Source organism: uncultured Microscilla sp., from assembly GCF_947493425.1.
GTDB lineage: Bacteria > Bacteroidota > Bacteroidia > Cytophagales > Microscillaceae > Microscilla.
Genome location: NZ_CANLRP010000018.1, coordinates 17418 through 35656 on the forward strand (window position 1 = coordinate 17418; position 18239 = coordinate 35656).

Annotated in this window: 17 protein-coding genes; 12 read left to right on the plus strand and 5 right to left on the minus strand. The window is 42.2% G+C overall.

The window, feature by feature from the left end:
- The first annotated feature begins 284 nt into the window (after window positions 1–284).
- Both fabV and Q0954_RS07295 read left to right on the plus strand, forming a co-directional pair.
- Window positions 285–1472 carry an enoyl-ACP reductase FabV gene (gene fabV / locus Q0954_RS07290; protein ID WP_299455474.1) on the plus strand — a complete coding sequence of 396 codons (1188 nt, stop codon included), beginning with the start codon at window positions 285–287 and terminating at the stop codon, window positions 1470–1472.
- A gap of 341 nt (window positions 1473–1813) precedes the next feature.
- The gene (locus Q0954_RS07295) at window positions 1814–2305 is read left to right on the plus strand and encodes a DUF1456 family protein (protein WP_299455476.1); all 492 of its coding nucleotides are present in this window, start codon (window positions 1814–1816) and stop codon (window positions 2303–2305) included.
- Window positions 2306–2359: 54 nt separating this feature from the next.
- Here Q0954_RS07295 and Q0954_RS07300 read toward each other — a convergent pair whose 3' ends face one another.
- Window positions 2360–3418 carry an alkaline phosphatase D family protein gene (locus Q0954_RS07300; protein ID WP_299455478.1) on the minus strand — a complete coding sequence of 353 codons (1059 nt, stop codon included), beginning with the start codon at window positions 3416–3418 and terminating at the stop codon, window positions 2360–2362.
- A gap of 499 nt (window positions 3419–3917) precedes the next feature.
- Between Q0954_RS07300 and Q0954_RS07305 the strand changes: the two genes are divergently transcribed.
- From Q0954_RS07305 to Q0954_RS07315, 3 genes are all read left to right on the plus strand, one after another.
- Entirely contained in the window at window positions 3918–4841 is a 924-nt protein-coding gene (locus Q0954_RS07305) for a glutaminase (RefSeq protein ID WP_299455480.1), read from the plus strand.
- Between the two features lie 544 nt (window positions 4842–5385).
- The gene (locus Q0954_RS07310; protein ID WP_299455482.1) at window positions 5386–6489 is read left to right on the plus strand and encodes a crosslink repair DNA glycosylase YcaQ family protein; all 1104 of its coding nucleotides are present in this window, start codon (window positions 5386–5388) and stop codon (window positions 6487–6489) included.
- Between the two features lie 14 nt (window positions 6490–6503).
- Window positions 6504–7046 carry a pyridoxamine 5'-phosphate oxidase family protein gene (locus tag Q0954_RS07315; RefSeq protein WP_299455484.1) on the plus strand — a complete coding sequence of 181 codons (543 nt, stop codon included), beginning with the start codon at window positions 6504–6506 and terminating at the stop codon, window positions 7044–7046.
- An 88-nt stretch (window positions 7047–7134) separates the two neighbouring features.
- Here Q0954_RS07315 and Q0954_RS07320 read toward each other — a convergent pair whose 3' ends face one another.
- Entirely contained in the window at window positions 7135–8046 is a 912-nt protein-coding gene (locus tag Q0954_RS07320; RefSeq protein WP_299455486.1) for a pseudouridine-5'-phosphate glycosidase, read from the minus strand.
- A 663-nt stretch (window positions 8047–8709) separates the two neighbouring features.
- Complete coding sequence (locus Q0954_RS07325) at window positions 8710–8892, minus strand: hypothetical protein (RefSeq protein WP_299455487.1); 183 nt, start codon at window positions 8890–8892, stop codon at window positions 8710–8712.
- 386 nt (window positions 8893–9278) lie between these two features.
- On the opposite strand from Q0954_RS07325, the gene Q0954_RS07330 reads away from it, so the two are divergent.
- Complete coding sequence (locus Q0954_RS07330; protein WP_299455489.1) at window positions 9279–9770, plus strand: GNAT family N-acetyltransferase; 492 nt, start codon at window positions 9279–9281, stop codon at window positions 9768–9770.
- A 113-nt stretch (window positions 9771–9883) separates the two neighbouring features.
- Here Q0954_RS07330 and Q0954_RS07335 read toward each other — a convergent pair whose 3' ends face one another.
- A complete protein-coding gene (locus Q0954_RS07335) occupies window positions 9884–10939 on the minus strand; it encodes a DUF5685 family protein (protein ID WP_299455491.1) in 1056 nt (351 codons plus the stop codon).
- Between the two features lie 157 nt (window positions 10940–11096).
- Here Q0954_RS07335 and Q0954_RS07340 point away from each other — a divergent pair, with 157 nt between their 5' ends.
- Both Q0954_RS07340 and Q0954_RS07345 read left to right on the plus strand, forming a co-directional pair.
- Window positions 11097–11975, plus strand: coding sequence for a GNAT family N-acetyltransferase (locus Q0954_RS07340; RefSeq protein WP_299455493.1), 879 nt, complete (start codon window positions 11097–11099; stop codon window positions 11973–11975).
- Window positions 11976–11993: 18 nt separating this feature from the next.
- A complete protein-coding gene (locus Q0954_RS07345) occupies window positions 11994–12602 on the plus strand; it encodes a TIGR04282 family arsenosugar biosynthesis glycosyltransferase (protein ID WP_299455495.1) in 609 nt (202 codons plus the stop codon).
- Between the two features lie 58 nt (window positions 12603–12660).
- Here the strand turns inward: Q0954_RS07345 and Q0954_RS07350 are convergent, their stop codons facing one another.
- Window positions 12661–13449: a DUF3050 domain-containing protein gene (locus tag Q0954_RS07350; RefSeq protein ID WP_299455497.1), complete on the minus strand. Its 789-nt coding sequence runs from the start codon at window positions 13447–13449 to the stop codon at window positions 12661–12663.
- A gap of 432 nt (window positions 13450–13881) precedes the next feature.
- Between Q0954_RS07350 and Q0954_RS07355 the strand changes: the two genes are divergently transcribed.
- Genes Q0954_RS07355 through Q0954_RS07370 form a run of 4 tightly spaced genes read left to right on the plus strand, consistent with a single transcriptional unit; the run spans window position 13882 to window position 18233 of the window.
- The gene (locus Q0954_RS07355; protein WP_299455499.1) at window positions 13882–15195 is read left to right on the plus strand and encodes a TolC family protein; all 1314 of its coding nucleotides are present in this window, start codon (window positions 13882–13884) and stop codon (window positions 15193–15195) included.
- Window positions 15170–16285, plus strand: a complete 1116-nt coding sequence (locus tag Q0954_RS07360; protein ID WP_299455500.1) for an efflux RND transporter periplasmic adaptor subunit — start codon at window positions 15170–15172, stop codon at window positions 16283–16285. The genes Q0954_RS07355 and Q0954_RS07360 overlap by 26 nt, the downstream gene beginning before the upstream one ends.
- An 8-nt stretch (window positions 16286–16293) precedes the next feature.
- Entirely contained in the window at window positions 16294–17538 is a 1245-nt protein-coding gene (locus Q0954_RS07365; protein ID WP_299455501.1) for an FtsX-like permease family protein, read from the plus strand.
- A 5-nt stretch (window positions 17539–17543) separates the two neighbouring features.
- Window positions 17544–18233, plus strand: a complete 690-nt coding sequence (locus tag Q0954_RS07370) for an ABC transporter ATP-binding protein (RefSeq protein ID WP_002705397.1) — start codon at window positions 17544–17546, stop codon at window positions 18231–18233.
- Window positions 18234–18239 lie beyond the last annotated feature (6 nt).

Here is an 18239-nt window from a genome sequence, read left to right on the forward strand (position 1 = left end):
TTTTATTGTTGAATTGCTATATATATTTACCCAAATCAGCCAAGAAAATTCCCTGGCTCAGTTTGGTACTGCCTGAGAAAGTTAGTCAACTTACCCAAAGCAACTATGACCGCTTTGTAAACCTTTATCGCCTCGTCCTATTTAATCGCATCCCTCAAAAATAAGAGTCATTTACCAGCCTGTTTTGAGGCATTCGTGCCAAACAATTGAAAAGACCGTAAAAGATGTCTAATATTGCAAGCTGAATGTCTTTGTTCAAATTAATACAATAAAGAAGTTATACAATGGTTATAGAACCTCGAACTCGCGGATTTATCTGCTTAACGGCTCATCCCAAAGGATGTGAACAAAACGTAATCAACCAAATTAACTATATTCAATCAAAAGGTACTATAGAAGGCCCTAAAAAAGTATTGGTGATAGGTGCCTCTACAGGGTTTGGACTTGCCTCAAGAATTACTGCCGCCTTTGGCTCAAATGCTGCGACCATTGGGGTATTTTTAGAAAAGCCTGCCAACAGAGGTAAAACGGCTTCTGCCGGATGGTATAATAGTGCTGCCTTTGAAAAACAAGCCCACGCCGCCGGACTATATGCCAAAAGTATCAATGGAGATGCTTTTTCGAAAGAAATTAAACAACAAACCCTAGACCTGATCAAAGCCGACCTAGGGCAAATAGACCTGGTAGTGTACAGCTTGGCTTCTCCAGTGCGTACTCACCCCGAAACCGGAGTAAAGCACCGATCGTCGCTTAAGCCCATTGGACAAAGCTTTGCCGACAAAACAGTAGATTTTCATACAGGAGTGGTATCTGAGGTAGCCATTGAACCTGCCAACGAAGACGACATTGCCAACACCGTGGCAGTAATGGGTGGCGAAGACTGGGAAATGTGGATGGATGCCTTGCAAAAAGAAAACCTGCTGGCTCCTGGTGCTACTACTGTAGCTTACTCTTATATTGGTCCTAAACTTACTGAACCAGTATACCGCAAAGGGACTATAGGGCGCGCCAAAGATCACCTCGAAGCCACTGCCTTTACCATTGCCGACAAGCTCAAAGACATTGACGGCAAAGCGTATGTATCGGTTAATAAAGCTTTGGTAACCCAGGCAAGTTCGGCTATTCCGGTCATTCCTTTGTATATATCTTTATTGTACAAGATTATGAAAGCCGAAAATATTCATGAAGGTTGCATAGAGCAGATGCACCGTTTGTTTAAAGACCGCCTGTATAGCAACGAAACTGCTACAGATGCGCAAGGGCGTATCAGAGTTGACGACTGGGAAATGCGTGAAGATGTGCAGGCTCAAGTAGCCGAATTATGGACAAAGGTTACTACCGAAGCTTTGCCAGAATTAGGCGACCTAAAAGGTTATGCCGATGATTTTTTTAACTTGTTTGGGTTTAGAATAGAGGGTGTAAATTACGAAGAAGACCTGAACGAAGTAGTAGAGATTCCTGGCTTGCAATAAGTGACATGTTCAAAATAGGTCACGAAGCTTTTTTAGGGGTTTGGCTTTGCCAATAGTCCATAGTATTTAGTCGATAGTCCATAGCTGATTCGAGTAAATGCTCACCTTGTTAAATGCTGTAAACCAGTATTTTATATTAAGATCGCTTACTCACTTTATTTTTAAAAGTGTTTCGGTTTTACGCCTAAACACCCAATTAAATAGTTTTTAAATTTATCAATAACTGATCACCAGCAACCAACTTTGACGAAAATCACTGCGGAGTATTGTTTGCTGAATCCCAATCAATTATCAGGCGCCCGACGCCAAGTGCCCTAAAACCTGCATAAAATAAGAACTTTATGGATAACAATAACATATTGCAACGTATTCGCTATATTTTTGATTTTAGCGATGACAAAATGATTGGTATTTTTGGACAAGCCGATCTTGAGGTAACCAGGGCAGAAGTAAGCAACTGGCTAAAAAAAGAGGAAGATCCTGACTATGCCATGCTCAACGATAAGCTATTGGCTACTTTTCTCAATGGTTTGATCAACGACAAGCGAGGGAAGAAAGAAGGAGAACAGCCTAAACCAGAGAAACGACTGACCAATAACCTGATTTTGCGCAAGCTAAAAATAGCCCTTGAACTCAAAAGCGAAGACCTGCTGGAAATGTTAGAGTTGGCAGGGTTCAACCTAGGTAAACACGAGTTGAGCGCGTTTTTTCGCAAACCTGAGCAAAGACAGTATCGGGTATGCAAAGATCAGGTGTTGCGTAACCTACTGAAAGGCATGCAACTAAAGTATCGCCCCGAACCAAACGAAAGTAAAACAGAAGAAGCTTCATGAGCAGGCTATAAAACACAGGAGAGGATATCTTAACGCCTCCTCTCCTGTTAATCACTATTTTCTTAGAGGAATCGTAACTGTTTGCAATACCTTATTTTGCCGCCCTTTGATATGCCCCACTACCTTGGGCGACTCACCAAAATAAAACTCAAGTATGCCAAAGTTCAGTGCAATCATCAACTCACCTTCACGGTACTTGTTTTTTTCGGTTGCCTTCCGCCCCCAGGTGTGGGTAAGCCCACTAGAAGTAATTTCGTATAAAGGATAACTGAGGTTACCGGCTTCATATTTAGACACTTCAGCAATGTGGCGGTCGCCACTAATGAGCACCACATTTTTTGCTCTAGTTTTGGCTATCAAATCAAGAAAACGCTGGCGTTCTTTCGGAAAATTTGCCCATTTCTCAAAACGATGCTCTTCGGGTATAAACTGAATACTACTGCCAATGATATTTACATCTGCCTGGCTGTTGTTCAGTTCATTTTCAAGCCATTGCCATTGGGTTTTGCCTAGCATAGTGCCAGTGGTGTTTGTTTGATATACTCCATTTACTCGCTTGAGAGTGCCACGAAAGTAACGGGTGTCGAGCAAAATCACTTTTACAGCATGACCACCTTTGGTTATTGTGTAGCTATTATATACCCCTTCTTGTTGGCGTACTGGTGAGTTGGCAGGGTATTTCAAAAAATCCAGCATCAACTGTTGGCTTTCTTTTTTCTTTGGAAACTCCCCTCCCCCATCATTTACTCCATAGTCGTGGTCGTCCCAGGTGCCTATTACTTTTACCTTCTCCATCAGCTTTTTATACCCTTGGTTGCGCAACTGTTGGTCGTACTTCGACTTCATCAATTCCATATTTTGGGTATCACCATAAATATTGTCGCCCAACCATACCCACAATGTAGGGTTATTTTGGGCAATGTCTTGCCAAAGCGGTTGTGCCATATATTGCTTATTGCAAGAGCCAAAAGCAATGACCAGGTCAGCTTTTTGTTGGTCAGAAGAAGAATGGCTTGATGTGGATGTTTTTAATTCTTCTTTTTGGGCGCAAGCCTGGGTCAAAGCTCCCAGGGTGATTGTTAGCAGTACAATTAATCTTTGTATCTTTTTCATTTAAACTACCATCTTTTGTGAGCAACAAAAGTAGGCACAAGCAGTCATAAACCTTAAGCAGGTGGGTAAATTAATTATGAAGTTATCACAAGTCAAATCCTTCTTACAGCCTTTCATACCGAAAATATCCCCTTTAAAAATAAGGTAGCTACAACTATCCGCCATTTTCATTATTTGTCAGAGAACAGCTTACAGCACCCTAAGCAGGTGATAGAATGTGTGATTTTAAGCCTTATGAATTAAAACGCTCCACCATAAAACAAAAAACTCCTGGCTAAGAGGTAGCAAGATTGCCAAAAGAAAGTTACTTTGCTTGCTTGTTTTAATTACACTAAGGAATGGTGAGAAATTAAATTACCATTCTTGAGGTAGAGGTTTTGTTTTGAGACGAGGCTATTTTTTGCGCCCATAGCAGCGCTACGGGCAATAAAAATAACAAAGTATCAAGGCGAAAAATCACCCCTTAGAGTGTAAATTTATTTTTGAACAATTCCTAACAATGAATTATCAAATAATTTTAGACGATATTCAACAAACCATCAAAGGGCAGGCTTTTGGAGGAGAAGTAGCCTCTTATATTCCCGAATTGGCCAAGGTAGACCCACATAAGTTTGGCATACATTTGTGCTCTTTGGAAGGAGGGCAATATGGCGTAGGCGATAGTGAAGAAAAATTTTCTATTCAAAGTATTGTCAAAGTGCTATCGTTGGTGTTTGCCATTGCCAAAATTAACTATACCGATGATGTGATCTGGAGCCGGGTACAAGTAGAGCCCTCTGGCAACCCGTTCAATTCGTTGGTGCAAATAGAATACGAGCGAGGCATTCCCCGCAACCCTTTTATCAATGCAGGAGCATTGGTCATTGCCGATATACTGGTAAGTCATTGCGACGACCCCAAGGCCGAATTTATCGAGTTTGTACGTACCCTTGCCCACAATGCCAATATTCACTATAACCATGCTGTGGCAGCGTCTGAACAAAAGACTGGCTACAGAAACCGGGCAGTAATTAACCTGATGAAATCGTTTGGCAATATCAAAAACAAAGTAGACGATGTACTTAATTTTTATTACTATACTTGTTCGCTCATGATGACTTGCCGCGAACTTGCCCAAACTTTTTTGTTTTTGACCAATCAAGGCATTACCCTTCCGGGGAAAGAGATTATACTCACAAAATCGCAGTCTAAGCGCATCAATGCTTTGATGCAAACTTGTGGTTTTTATGACGAAGCCGGCGAGTTTTCGTTTAGGGTGGGGTTGCCCGGCAAAAGTGGCGTGGGTGGTGGCATAGTGGCAGTACATCCGGGCAGCTATAGTGTGGCAGTATGGAGCCCTCCGCTTAACGCCAAAGGTAACTCTGCCAAAGGAATGAAAGCCCTTGAAATGCTCACCACCAAAACAGGGCTATCTATTTTTTGATTTTTGACTACTATTTTATCTTAGGAATGGTGTAAAAATAAATTTCTATAGTAACGCTAAAATATTTTGTTGCTAGACGAGGCACGGCAATATCCAGTGGATATTGAGCGAGCTTGAGGGAAGGTCGGCTAATAGCAGCGCTATTCGGCTATTTTTTAACAACGTATAGCTTCAAAAGATGAGGTTAAGAATGTAAATTTATTTTGGTACCATTCCTTACAATACTCTGTAGTGATTTTAGTCAAAATTGATTACTGATTACCTTCGGTGAGCTTCCTACGGTCGGTTTTCAGGTATTCACTGGGTAAACATTTACTCGATCCGCTATTAACTACGCTTTTTATAAGTTACTAAAAATCAACGTGATAAAAAAAGTGTAGTTACTTGTGAACCGAATCTACAGCTTGCTGTGATGAGCTCAACGGAGTTAAACAGGGTCTGGCACCGATATTCATCGGTATCTAAGGACTTGCGACTTGTCGCTTAAAGCTTGCCCCTGTGGGGGCTATGGACTATTTTTATCTTACTACTTAATATTACAACTATGGACAAGTTTACTCAGAAGCTTCGTCATTGGTCTTACCAACGCCAAGGGCTACTACGTCCTAATAGCAGTCTTATAGACGCTCTCCACAAGGTTGTTGCGGTATACAGTGCTCACCCATCGGGTCCTTTGTCGCTTTGGGCAAGGGTGCAGCATTTTGACAAGCAAGAGTTTATCAACCTCGACCAACACCAGTTAGCAGTTCGTTTGCCTGCCATGCGTTTGTCGAACCACCAAATGCCTGCTGCTACCGCTCCTTATATAATAGCGGCCACCTTGCCCGCCAAAAGTAGCAACGCTTGGGCAAAACGTTACGCCCAACGAGGGCTTGCCGATGCCGACTACCAACAGTGGAAACTAGAGATACTCAAGCTCACTACTACTCCACAAACTGCTAAAGAGCTAAAAACTCAAATCACATTTGATGCCGACCAACTTAAATTTGTGCTCAATCGTTTGTCATACGAGGGCGATTTACTACGTATTGGCAGTCAAAGCCTGCGCTCAAACATTATTGCGTATGTGGCTACTACCCACTGGATGAACTGGTCGGAGGATCACCTGACCCAACTGACTCAGGCAGCAGGACTACAATGGCTCGCCAAAGCATACTTCAGCGCATTTGCCCCAGCCAGGGTCAAAGATTTTCAATGGTGGGCAGGCATTAATGCAGGACAAGCACAAGCAGCCATACAGACTTTAGATGTAGTACAGTTGCCCAACGACTACCTGATACTTGCCGAAGATGCTCAAGCTTTTGAGCACTTTGAACCGACTCTATTTGCCCAAAACATGGTGACAATACTGCCGCAGTGGGACAGCTACTTGATGGGCTATGCACCTGACGGCAGAGCACGCCTGGTAGCTGACGAACACTTGGCTAAAGTATATGGCAAGTTGGGGGCTACCGGAGGCAACGCCTTGGGCACACTATTGGTCAATGGTGAAGTGAAGGGTATATGGAAACACAAGTTTAAAGGTACCCAAGTACAATTTGAGCTCCTTTTTTTTGACAAGCCAGTTGCTCAGACCACTCAAGCAGTACACATACAACTCAACGAAATTGGCACCTTGATGGAAGCAAAAAAAATAACCATTACATAAACCAACTTATTATTATGGGAAAAATGTTTGAACAAATCCAGGAAGCTCACATGGATTTTATTAACCAACAAAAAATGTTTTTTGTCGCCACTGCCGGAGATGATACATCGGTAAACTTATCGCCCAAAGGCATGGACTCGTTTAGGGTAATTGATGCCTACAAAGTAGTATGGCTCAATCTGACCGGAAGTGGCAACGAAACAGCGGCACATTTGCTGGAAAACAACCGAATGACGATTATGTTTTGTGCCTTTGAAGGCAACCCGCTCATCTTGAGGTTGTATGGCACTGCCAAGGCATTATATAAGGGAGATGAAAAGTGGAATAATTATATAAAAATATTTGGAAATCCTATAGGAGCGAGGCAAATTTTTGAAGTAGCTATTCAAAGGGTGCAAACGTCTTGTGGGTTTGGGGTACCTTTGTATCAATATGACCAACAACGCACCTTGTTGCCTCAGTGGGCAGAAAAAAAAGGTCCGGATGGAATTAATGAGTATTGGGAAAAGAAAAACATGCAAACCATAGATGGAAAGCCTACCGGAATGAAAACATAAAGTTTAAAACATTAAACTTTATGTGTAATAATTTCATCAAAAAAAGCAGATTTTGTTTAAAACCTGCTTTTTTGATAAATATAGTACATCAAATACTTGCCAACTCTACCGCAAGCTCTGCCCCCAAACGGGCATTGTGGTAAACCAATTGTTGGTTTGCCTCCAGGCTTTCGCCTTGAGTGAGCTCTTTGATCCTGCTTAATAAAAATGGCGTAACTGCCTTGCCTCTAATATTTTGTCGGGCAGCATCTTGCAAAGCATCTTTGGTTACTTCTTCGAGCTGTTGGTGATCAATTTCATACTTTGGAGGAATAGGATTGGCAATGATCATACCTCCCTCAAGCCCTAAATCCCACTTGGTTTTCAGTGCTTTGGCCAACAGTTCTACATTTTCTACACGATCTATCCTGTAACTGCTTTTGGCACTATAAAAAGCCGGAAACTCGGCAGTTTGAAACCCCACTACAGGCACTCCCTGGGTTTCGAGATACTCAAGAGTGAGCCCCAGGTCAAGTATAGATTTAGCCCCGGCACATACCACAGCTACATTGGTTTTCGCCAATTCGGTCAAATCTGCCGATATATCCAAGGTATTTTCTCCATTGCGGTGTACACCACCAATTCCTCCAGTAACAAAAACCCGAATGCCCACCCAAGAGGCAGCCAACATAGTAGCAGCCACTGTAGTGGCTCCATGCTGTTTGCGGGCAATCACCAGGGGCAAGTCACGGCGGCTCACTTTGATTACATTCACTTTCTCTGAGGCAATCAGCTCCAGGTCGTTAGTATCCAACCCTATTTTTACTTTCCCATCAATAATGGCAATTGTTGCGGGCACTGCCCCTGCTTCTCTGATAATTTTTTCGAGCTGCCAGGCAGTTTGCTTATTTTCTGGATAGGGTAACCCGTGGGCTATAATGGTAGACTCAAGCGCCACTACAGGTTGGTTGGCTTTAAGGGCTTCTGCCACTTCAGGGTGAATCAAAAGGTGTTCTTCCATGAGGGTATTATATAAACAAAAAATTTAAAAATAGCTTAGGAATGGTACCAAAATAAATTTACATTCTTAACCTCATCTTTTGAGGCTATACTTTGTTAAAAAATAGCCGAATAGCGTTGCTATTAGCCGATTTTTTGCCGCGTCTAGCAACAAAATATTTTAGCGTTACTATAGAAATTTATTTTTACACCATTCCTTAGTAAAACAAAAGGCAAGTTACTTTTTTAGTCAAAAATAATCATCTTTGAGTATTAGTACTGTAACTTTTTACCTATACTCCCTTACTGTTTTTCACCTTGCCTACTTTAAATTTATCCTCAAAAACGGGAGACTTGGCAGAACAGCTCCATTAAAAAATAATTATTCGAAGAAAACCCTTACCAGGTAATTTTTCGTGAAATCTTTACAAAAAAAACCCTTACCAAGCAAATAAATAATCTAAAATAACACCAGGAATAGCGTCTTTTATACCAAAAGGGGTTAGTTTTTCTTTAAAAACAGTCAAAAAACTTACAACTTCAAAAAAAAAATAAGCAATAAAAGAATATTAATTCTGTAAAAGAATGGCAATAAAGGAAAGAATACAGAAGGGAGAGAAAAATAGGGGCAAAAAAAATCGGTATAGAATAAACTACACCGATTTAATAGTTTGAGTGTGTGTGATTACATCCCAAAAGGACTTCCACCTACTGGCTTTCCGCCTGGTAATACGTTACCATTGTCACCCTGAAGGTTTACAGTAGTAGACATTACTTTACGGCCACCTTTAACAGTAGATAGTTGATCAACAGATAAGTGATTGCCCTTGGCAAACTTATCTAACGATAATATAGCCTTCGTTCTCATTATAATTTTGGGTTAATGTAAGTAATAATATATGTCAACAAAAGTATAATACAATGTTCGGTAGTTAAAACGTTTATTGTATTTTTTCTTACATACATTATTCTTGCATAATATTATTGTTTTAAGTCTTTTGATATTTTTACAATACGTTTTACCAAATACTTTATCAAACAGGTCATGTGGTAGTTTCTTCATAACCAATTTATTTGATACTGGAGTATAATCACCACATTTTGTTAGGAAATGAGGAGCATTGAGCAATATATATTGCACATATTCAAGTCAGACTTATACATATTCAAAGAATTTTATTTTATCTTTCAGAATAAAAAAATTCCTTTGATGAATGTTTCATTAAAATTTAGTAAAAAATACTCATTTATACCATGATCAGATTAGCTAAGAAAGAAGATTTAGGCGCAATCAATGAGATTTATAATTATGAGGTAGCCCATTCTATTTATAATGTAGATACTCGCCCGGTTACCCATGAAGAACGCTTGCTTTGGTACGAAAATCACCCCAAAAACGAACTGCCTATATTGGTAAAAGAAGTCAAAGGAGAAACTATAGCCTGGGCTTCGTTGAGCCAATGGACTACCCATGGAGGCTATAGTAAAACAGCTGAAGTAGCTATTTTTGTGGCAAGAAACGTGCACCGCCAAGGCTTGGGCAAAGAACTGCTCAGAAACTTAATAGAAAAAGCCGAAGAGCTGGAATACAAATCACTTGTATCGCGTATTGTTGCAGGTAACACCCCCAGCATTAAGCTACACCAACTATTTGGCTTTAAGTATGTAGGAGTTATGCGTAGAATTGCCCACAAACTCGACCAATGGGTAGACGTGCAGATTTGGCAAAAAGACTTGTTTATATAAGGTTGAAAAAGCAAAACATAGTAGCCGATGCAGGATAATACAGAAAAATTATTCGTTCATCGGCCACTATGTTTCCTCACTTGTTCGCTTATGTTTACCTACCCAAACCTATTCTATTTAGGCTTTTTCTTTTTACAATCACAACCATCACACTCGCAACAGTCTAAATCGCAGCAACCTGAATCACAACAGCTGCAACCACTACAGTTACAACAGTGGCATTCGCAACCATCACAGTCACAATCACAATCGTTTTTTACAATGACCACTTCCTCTCCTTCAAATAAAAATTGATTGCCGATAAAGTCCGGCTTAGCATTTTTCACCTGGATTTCCATTCTTCGCAAAGAAGCATTGAGTGCCTCAGAAAAATTTGAATGAATGACTTGCTCGTCCAATAACTGGGTGGTTAAATCTCTTACCTTGAGCTTTTCCCGGTTAAACTGTTGGCGAAGGGTATAATAAGCCTCATCCCAACCAATTTGTTGATGCTTGACTGATGAAATAATAGGGTTGTATTGATTTTTTGCAATATCTTTGGTAAGATCTAACAAGTGATCGGTAAGTAAAATTAAAATACCACTGTGGTAAAATAATTGAGCTATGCGTTCCAGTTGATGGGGTGCTATACTGGTGTGTGCTCCTATGGCAAGGGTAATCTGACGGGAAAGCGCACCCGATTGTTGGCATAACTCCTCAAAGTGAGGGCTATGAGTTTGGGTCAGCTTTAAGTAATGCTGAATAGTTTGCTGAAAGTCAAGCGAGAGCTGGTCTAACAAAGGAGACGTTTTTTTATGCAAATGCTTGCGCAACAAACCTTTAAAAAAGTTTGGCTGGTCATACGCCCAATCGGTTACCTTGATCCAACCCAGCAATACCGACAGTTGAGCCGCCATATCTACTGCCGAATGCAATGTAACCAGGTTCTTTTTGGTAAACCCCGTTGCCGGACAACGGGTTTGTAGAGGTTTGTCACCAACAGGCAATGGCGCCTGAATGTAGGGCTGCAAAGCCAGCAAAACCAGGGTAAGTTCGTTGTTGATAAAAAAAGTATAAGAAACATTGTTTTGTTTTCTTAAACTCGCACAAATGGAACAATAATAGTTCTTGTATGCTCTCTGTGATATCGAAGGCAAACCACAGGTAGTAGGTTTTAGGTGTCCTAACATAATGTAGTGTAATGATTAGGCATACGCCTTTGTTTTTGATTGGGTTTGGTGATTTATACTCACAACACAAACCACTTGGTTATAAGTGTTCATAGGTTTATTTTATACAAAAAACTACTTTTGTATTGTTGAGCTTACGCTAAAGATAAAAAATATTATGGATTATCAATTAAGTTTTTTGAAGGAAGAAGACTACCCTTTGTTATTTCAAACATTTCAGGATGCATTTGGCGACTATGGGGTGGATATGGACTACATGGACGAAGATATGCTGTATAATCGCTGGATTAAAAACCACGTGCAATACAGGGCTTCGGTAGGGGTTTGGGAGTTTAACCAATTGGTTGGTTTTACTATGGTTTCAACCGATGTATGGCAAGGGGTTCCCTCAGCGTTTGATGCCGCCACTGGCATTATAGAACGTTATCGCAACCAAGGCATTGCAGGAGAGATGATTGACTTTATCACGCCTAAACTCAAAAAAGTAGGTATTCAAAACTTATGGCTTGAAGTGTTGCAAAACAACGAAGCTGGGGTAAAAGCTTACCAAAAATCGGGGTTTAAAATTGAGCGTAACTTCAACTGTTACACCCTGACGCGTGACAAGTACCAGCCCCCCGCTGCGCCCCATACTGCGCTCGAGATAAAAGAGATAAGCATAGAGGAGATCAAAACTTGCCGCGCCTGGTTTGCCTGGCAACCCTCTTGGGAAAACTCTACTGCAGCAGTGCAACGTATTCCTGATAAGAAAGTAATATTGGGTGGTTTTCTGGACAACGAACTAGTAGGTTATATTGCTTTTTACCCCGCTTTTCAGCAAATAATGCAACTGGTGGTAGTACCACTTCAACGCAAAGAAAACATAGCCCGCACTTTGCTACAGCACCTGGTGACACAAACTGCCCAGGAACTGGACAAAATCCATTATACCAATGTAGATGAGTCGGACGAGTCCACCAATGAGTTTTTGAAAAAGGCAGGGTTTGAATTGGTTGCCAAACAATACGAGATGGCGCTCGACCTGAACGAAAAATAGTTTTGATATTGCACTGATATGCCGCACAAAAACTTATTACTCATTTTTACTAAAAACCCTATCAAAGGCAAGGTAAAAACCCGCCTTGCCCAAAGTGTGGGCGAAACCAAAGCACTGGAGGTATACCAATACTTGCTACAACACACCCGCAAAGTAACCCAATGCCTTGACGCAGATAAAGCCGTTTTTTTTGCCGATTTTGTAGCTCCTGACGATGAGTGGCACCACAACGAGTACCAAAAATTTGTCCAGCAAGGCGATGACTTAGGCATACGTATGGGCAATGCCTTTCGGCAAGGGTTTGCGCAGGGCTACCAACACATAGTCATCATTGGCAGCGACTGTGCCCAAATTACCTCAGAAATTATTACAGAGGCTTTTGTTGCGCTTACCACCCACGATGTAGCCATAGGTCCGGCAAAAGATGGGGGATATTATCTGTTAGGAATGAACCAACTGCACGCTGAAGTGTTTCAAAATAAAACCTGGAGCACCCCTACAGTATTTGCCCAAACCCGACAAGACTTTGAAAATGTACAAGCCACCATATATATGTTGCCTCAATTATCGGACATAGATACCGTGGCTGATTTGCACACTTTGCCCCCAAACGTATTGGACTTTTAGAGAAGCCTTGTTGTTTGATCGGTTCGTGGTTACTTCCCCAACTATTGGGCAAAGTACCCTACAAAAGTACTTCTTCCGACGCCATGGCTGCTACTACCCCGTCCCAAAGTTTGATACGCTTGCGTAAAGCATCTTGGGCAACATGAGAGGCTTCGCTCCATTTATCTTGATCATTGCCACAAAGTTGGTTAACCATTTGCAACGAAAGAGGACCGTGTTCATCGCCGTCAAGCTCAATATGTCGCTTGAGATAGTACAGTAGTTTGTTGTAGGCGTTGCCCTTGGTGTCGTTGTTCTCAGACTGATTGACTATTTCTACAAACATATCAGGAATCAATTCTTCCCGACCAAATGTAAACACAGCCGCTACCAGGTGGGGTTGATTGGTAGAAATTACATCAAAAGTAAACTGCACAAACTCTTTGACCGATGTAGGTACTTCGAGTTGGGCGAGTGCCAACTCTACCGAATAGTTGTTTTTGATCAGGTTTACAAACCCTTTGATAAGGGAGGTGTTGGTACCCACTTGCTCCATGGCATCAAGGTACATTTCAAAATGGCTTTTGGGTTCACCCACTTCATTTACATCACTTTCTTCAGCCCATACTATTTCATTGATAAACCTCGCCAAGGTAGCATTTTGGGCGGGCACCCAGGGAGTATGCAAACAAGTAAGCTGAAGCTGTAGCGCCTTAAGCAATGACATAAAGTCCCACACAGCAAATACATGGTGTTGCATAAATACTTGAATGTCTTTGATTGTAGCAAGCTGAGTATATAGCGGATGTTCAACCAGTTGTTTTCTCAAATCACTTGTTTCTTTTTCAATTAACTCTATCCCTTTCATTTTCTATTCTTTAGCTTCAATAAATTATACAAATGTACAGTATCAATAATAAAATGTGATACTTTTTTGTTTTATCGCCTGGCTTATGTAAGTTTTTTTGCCGGAGCACAACATTGCCCCTGAAGATAGCCCCGGTACTCTCCCACTCCTTTGCTTGTTCAGTTCACCTCCCAATTTGTTCAATTCAGGTATTTTGCAGTTTTTTTACGCGCAAAAACTCGGTTCTTGTATCCAATATTGACATCAAAAGTTCATTATGAAGCAAGTGCTTTTGATAAGCAGTTTAGTGGTTGTGAGCGTTGTTAGTTACGCTCTGTCAGGTGCCAACAAAGTTTGTTGGTGCCTGGCTTAATTAATTAAACAAGCTTTTGTTGACTATTATAAGGTATTCTATATATGCCCCAAACCTGGGTAAAACCATTACCACATACAATGAAATTACTCACAAGCATGTTTTTTTTCGGTTGGGCGGTATTTGGGCAAACATTGGGACTTGCTCAACCTACCCCACCCATAGTACTTCGTTCGGCAAGTCAAACCATACAACTTGCCCTGGAACAAAACCCCGACCTGCGTATTTATCGGCTCAAGCGGCAACAAGCTGCCCTAGAGCACAAATTGTCGAAGAGTTTCATACTACCTACCATTACCGGGAGCGTGGGTGCCCAAAAAAACATCCACTTGCCCATCACCCCTGTACCAGGCGAAATATTTGGGCAACCAGGGCAAACTGTACAAGCCCAGTTTGGCCAGCAATACAACTACAATGCGGGCATAGCTATTCAGAAAAACTTTTTGGATTGGCAGGCTATAGTAAAATCGAGGGTAGCAAAGATCCAGGTTGAAATTAGCGAGGGTGAAGCAGGAGCATTTAAACAACAATTGACTGAACAGGTAGCCTTGTATTACTACACGGTTTTGATTACTCAAAAAGCAGCCGCTATTTATGATCAGGATGTAAAAATTGCCGATAGTACGCTCTTGTTGATCCGGCAAAAGTTTGCCCAGGGGTTGGTCAATCAACTGACGGTTAACCGGGCTAAGATACACGCCAACAATACCAGACAAAACAAACAAAATAACCAGCGATTGTTTGATCAGTGCACTTATCAGCTCAAGCCATTGCTTGGGCTAAGCGCTGATGCCCCATTGACTATTGAGGAGAAAGCCATACATCTGCCTCCGGCTTTGCCTACACTTCAGACTGACAAGGCTTTGCGGGTATACGCCCTCAAGCGTAAGCAAACTGCTATGAATGTAAAACTACACAAAGCAAGTTTTACCCCCAGGCTCTCATTCTATAGTTATTTTGGCAAACAACAGTTTAGTAATACCGACCAGGTATCGTTTGACAACAACGCCTGGAGCAACTATAGCTATATAGGGCTTAATTTGTCGGTGCCAGTGTTTACGGGGTTATCGCGACTCAAGCAACTCAAAATAGCTAAAATATCGCACGAAAGTGCACAAGAGGTATGGCAACGGGAACAACAAAAAGCCGCCAATAAAGATCAGTGGCTATTGACCAACTACCAACACTACCGAACTTTGGCAAAGACTGCCCATAGCACTTTTAAACTTACCCAAAGCAATGTAGCCCTTGCCTGGCAACAGTACCGCCAGGGGTTGATTAGTTTGCCCCAGTATTTTCAGGTTTTTGATGAATACCTGCAGGCCGAATCAGCTTATTTGAATGTACTCTCTAAATGTTACAGCAATTATGCAACGATCTTATCCCGAAAATAACCCTTTCAAACAATTGACCTATTGGGCACTTGTATTTTGCTGCCTGCTGGCGGGCTGTAAACAACCCAATGTAACCTCGCCTAGGCGCACCAACATTGTAGATGCAGTGTTTGCCAGCGGGCACATTGCCAAAGACCATGAGTATTTGGTAGCCGCCAATACCGAGGGTTATATTGTCAAGTCTTTTGCTCAGGAGGGCGATAAAGTAGCCGCCAATATGCCTTTGTTCCAATTGTCGAACGACGTGCAATCGGCAAGGCTGGACAACGCCTTGGTAAACTACCGCGACGCCAGAGAAAAGCTACAGCCTTCGTCGCCGCAACTGATGCAATTGCAAATACAAATAGCTCAGGCAAAAGCTCAGCTCAAGCTAGATGCTAAAAACCTGGAGCGCTACACACAATTGGTAGAAACCAACGCGGTGTCGCAACTGGAATACGACCAGGTAAAACTTACACATGACGCCGCTAAAAATAATGTGGCTTTGTTGGAAAAATCGCTCGATAACCTTAAAAGTTCGCTTCAACTACAGTTGGAAAATGCCCAAAGTCAGTTGAAAATTCAGCGTGAAAACCACAGCGACTATTACCTGAAGGCTACTACAGGGGGCATATTGCTTAAGCTGCTTAAGAAAGAAGGCGAATTGGTAAGGCGCGGACAACACCTGGCGAAGATAGGCAGCGGTCGCGAGGTAATTAAGCTGTATGTGGCAGAAGAAGACATTGGCAGGATAAAGGTGGGGCAAACAGCTAAAATATCGTTGAACACGCACAAAAATGAGGTGTTTGACGCCAAAGTAACCAAGGTATATCCCGCATTTGACGACAAGGAACAGTCTTTTTTGGTAGAAGCGGTTTTTTTGAGCAAACCAACGGTATTGCTGGCGGGCGCTCAGCTTCAGGCAAACATTGTGGTAAACAAAAAACAAAATGGGTTGACGATTCCTGCGGCTTTTTTGCAAAAAGGCGACCGGGTAATATTGGCTGACACCAAAAAAGAAGTAAAGGTACAGGTGGGCATACGAAACAATGGCTGGGTTGAGATAACGAAGGGCATTGATGAGCACGCCCGCATTGTAGAAAGTAAATAGGGCGGGTTATGATTCGGAAAACGAACTTAAAAATTGTTTTTGCTCATTTGACATCACGGGTCAAACAAACGATGGTGGCGATTTTGAGCGTGACGTTTGGCATATCGATGTATATTTTTCTCAACAGCTTTATGAACGGGGTCAATGGTACCCAAACCGAACTGGCCTTTAGCACTTTGGCGCACATAAGGGTATACAACGACTTGCCTGAAGACAGGAGTAATTTGCTGGCGGGTAGTTTTGACCAACCTACTGCCATCAATATTCGCAATGCACGGGTGATTCAATACCGCGAAGGAATAAGAAACTCTGCCAAGGTATTGCATACTTTGGCTGCCCTGCCCCAAATAAAAGCCTATACCCCACAGGTAAACATCAATGTATTTTTTAGGAATGGGGCAAGTCAGGTAAACGGGTTGTTGTCGGGAGTGGAGGTAGTGAGTGAGGAGACCCTTTTTAAGCCTTCGCAATATATGGCAAAGGGCCAATGGAACGACTTGGGCTACCGTGCCGATGGTATTGTACTAGGCAAGGGCTTGGCAAAAAAGCTGAGTGTAAAACTGCACGATAAGGTAATGGTGGCTACGGCAAGTGGCATTACGCGTAGTTATGAGATCATTGGCATTATTGAAACCACCCTGGCAAACGTAGACAATGCCAAGGCTTTTATCAAAATTGGTGCAGCCCGGCAATTGCTGTCAAAAAACGCGGGCTATGTAACCGACATACAGGTAAATATTGGAGACTTTGACCAAGCAAGAAAGGTGGCAGACAAACTACGTCCTTTGGTAGATTTTAAGGTAGAACCCTGGCAAGAGGCCAACGGGCAACTGGATGCCGCCAACAGCTTAAGAAACATTTTGGCAGTGGCAGTGTCTTTTACCATTTTGCTGGTGGCGGGGTTTGGTATTTACAATATTATGAATATGACCGTCAATGAAAAGATCAGGGAAATTGCTATTCTGAAGGCGATGGGGTTTAACGGTCGAGACATTATAGAGATTTTTCTGACGCAATCAGTGATCATAGGTATGCTGGGTGGCGTGGTGGGCATGGCACTGGGCAATGTTATTTCGCGCATTGTCAACCAAATTCCTTTTCAAATAGCGACCCTCGAAACCTTGCCCATTGCTTACCAGGCTGAAGACTACATCATGGCATCAGTTTTTGGCTTGTGCACTACTTTTATTGCGGGTTATCTGCCAGCAAGAAAAGCGGCAAATATAGATCCGGTAGAAATTATCAGAGGATAAACAGCATGAAAAGTTCAACAACAAACCACCTGGCGCTTTCGACTCAGGCAATTAGCAAATACTTTTATCAGCCCCGTACTTTTCAGGTGCTCAAAGAAATATCTTTCGATGTGCAAAAGGGGGAGTTTTTATCTTTGATTGGCAAGTCGGGGTCGGGCAAGTCTACCTTGCTGTATGTGCTCTCTACGATGGATACCAGCTACGAAGGAAAGCTTGCCATTAATGGGCAAACCCTGACTGGGAAAAGCCAAAACGAACTGGCAGCCTTTCGCAACGAACACATCGGTTTTGTGTTTCAGTTTCATTACCTCTTGCCCGAATTTACGGCTATAGACAATGTGATGCTGCCTGCGCTCAAGCTAGGCAAAAAAACCAAAGCGGAGATTAAAAAAAAGGCGCTGGAAAACCTGGAGATATTAGGGATCGCAGAGCAAGCTACCAAACCCGCGAGTCAACTATCGGGTGGGCAACAACAAAGGGTGGCTATAGCCAGGGCACTCATCAATGATCCGGCGGTGATTATGGGCGATGAGCCTACGGGCAACCTGGACTCTAAAAACACTAAAATTGTATTTGATATTTTCAGGCAACTGGCGCGTGAACACGGGCAAACGATTATTGCGGTTACCCACGACGATGACTTTGCGGCCAACTGTGACCGTATCATTGAGCTGTCGGATGGGCGATTGTTATAGTGAGCA

What these genes read in the sequence shown, in the direction of transcription:
- fabV (WP_299455474.1), top strand. Translation starts at nt 285, where the DNA reads ATGGTTATAGAACCTCGAACTCGCGGATTTATCTGCTTAACGGCTCAT.
- Q0954_RS07295 (WP_299455476.1), top strand. Translation starts at nt 1,814, where the DNA reads ATGGATAACAATAACATATTGCAACGTATTCGCTATATTTTTGATTTT.
- Q0954_RS07300 (WP_299455478.1), bottom strand. Translation starts at nt 3,418, where the DNA reads ATGAAAAAGATACAAAGATTAATTGTACTGCTAACAATCACCCTGGGA.
- Q0954_RS07305 (WP_299455480.1), top strand. Translation starts at nt 3,918, where the DNA reads ATGAATTATCAAATAATTTTAGACGATATTCAACAAACCATCAAAGGG.
- Q0954_RS07310 (WP_299455482.1), top strand. Translation starts at nt 5,386, where the DNA reads ATGGACAAGTTTACTCAGAAGCTTCGTCATTGGTCTTACCAACGCCAA.
- Q0954_RS07315 (WP_299455484.1), top strand. Translation starts at nt 6,504, where the DNA reads ATGGGAAAAATGTTTGAACAAATCCAGGAAGCTCACATGGATTTTATT.
- Q0954_RS07320 (WP_299455486.1), bottom strand. Translation starts at nt 8,046, where the DNA reads ATGGAAGAACACCTTTTGATTCACCCTGAAGTGGCAGAAGCCCTTAAA.
- Q0954_RS07325 (WP_299455487.1), bottom strand. Translation starts at nt 8,892, where the DNA reads ATGAGAACGAAGGCTATATTATCGTTAGATAAGTTTGCCAAGGGCAAT.
- Q0954_RS07330 (WP_299455489.1), top strand. Translation starts at nt 9,279, where the DNA reads ATGATCAGATTAGCTAAGAAAGAAGATTTAGGCGCAATCAATGAGATT.
- Q0954_RS07335 (WP_299455491.1), bottom strand. Translation starts at nt 10,939, where the DNA reads ATGTTAGGACACCTAAAACCTACTACCTGTGGTTTGCCTTCGATATCA.
- Q0954_RS07340 (WP_299455493.1), top strand. Translation starts at nt 11,097, where the DNA reads ATGGATTATCAATTAAGTTTTTTGAAGGAAGAAGACTACCCTTTGTTA.
- Q0954_RS07345 (WP_299455495.1), top strand. Translation starts at nt 11,994, where the DNA reads ATGCCGCACAAAAACTTATTACTCATTTTTACTAAAAACCCTATCAAA.
- Q0954_RS07350 (WP_299455497.1), bottom strand. Translation starts at nt 13,449, where the DNA reads ATGAAAGGGATAGAGTTAATTGAAAAAGAAACAAGTGATTTGAGAAAA.
- Q0954_RS07355 (WP_299455499.1), top strand. Translation starts at nt 13,882, where the DNA reads ATGAAATTACTCACAAGCATGTTTTTTTTCGGTTGGGCGGTATTTGGG.
- Q0954_RS07360 (WP_299455500.1), top strand. Translation starts at nt 15,170, where the DNA reads ATGCAACGATCTTATCCCGAAAATAACCCTTTCAAACAATTGACCTAT.
- Q0954_RS07365 (WP_299455501.1), top strand. Translation starts at nt 16,294, where the DNA reads ATGATTCGGAAAACGAACTTAAAAATTGTTTTTGCTCATTTGACATCA.
- Q0954_RS07370 (WP_002705397.1), top strand. Translation starts at nt 17,544, where the DNA reads ATGAAAAGTTCAACAACAAACCACCTGGCGCTTTCGACTCAGGCAATT.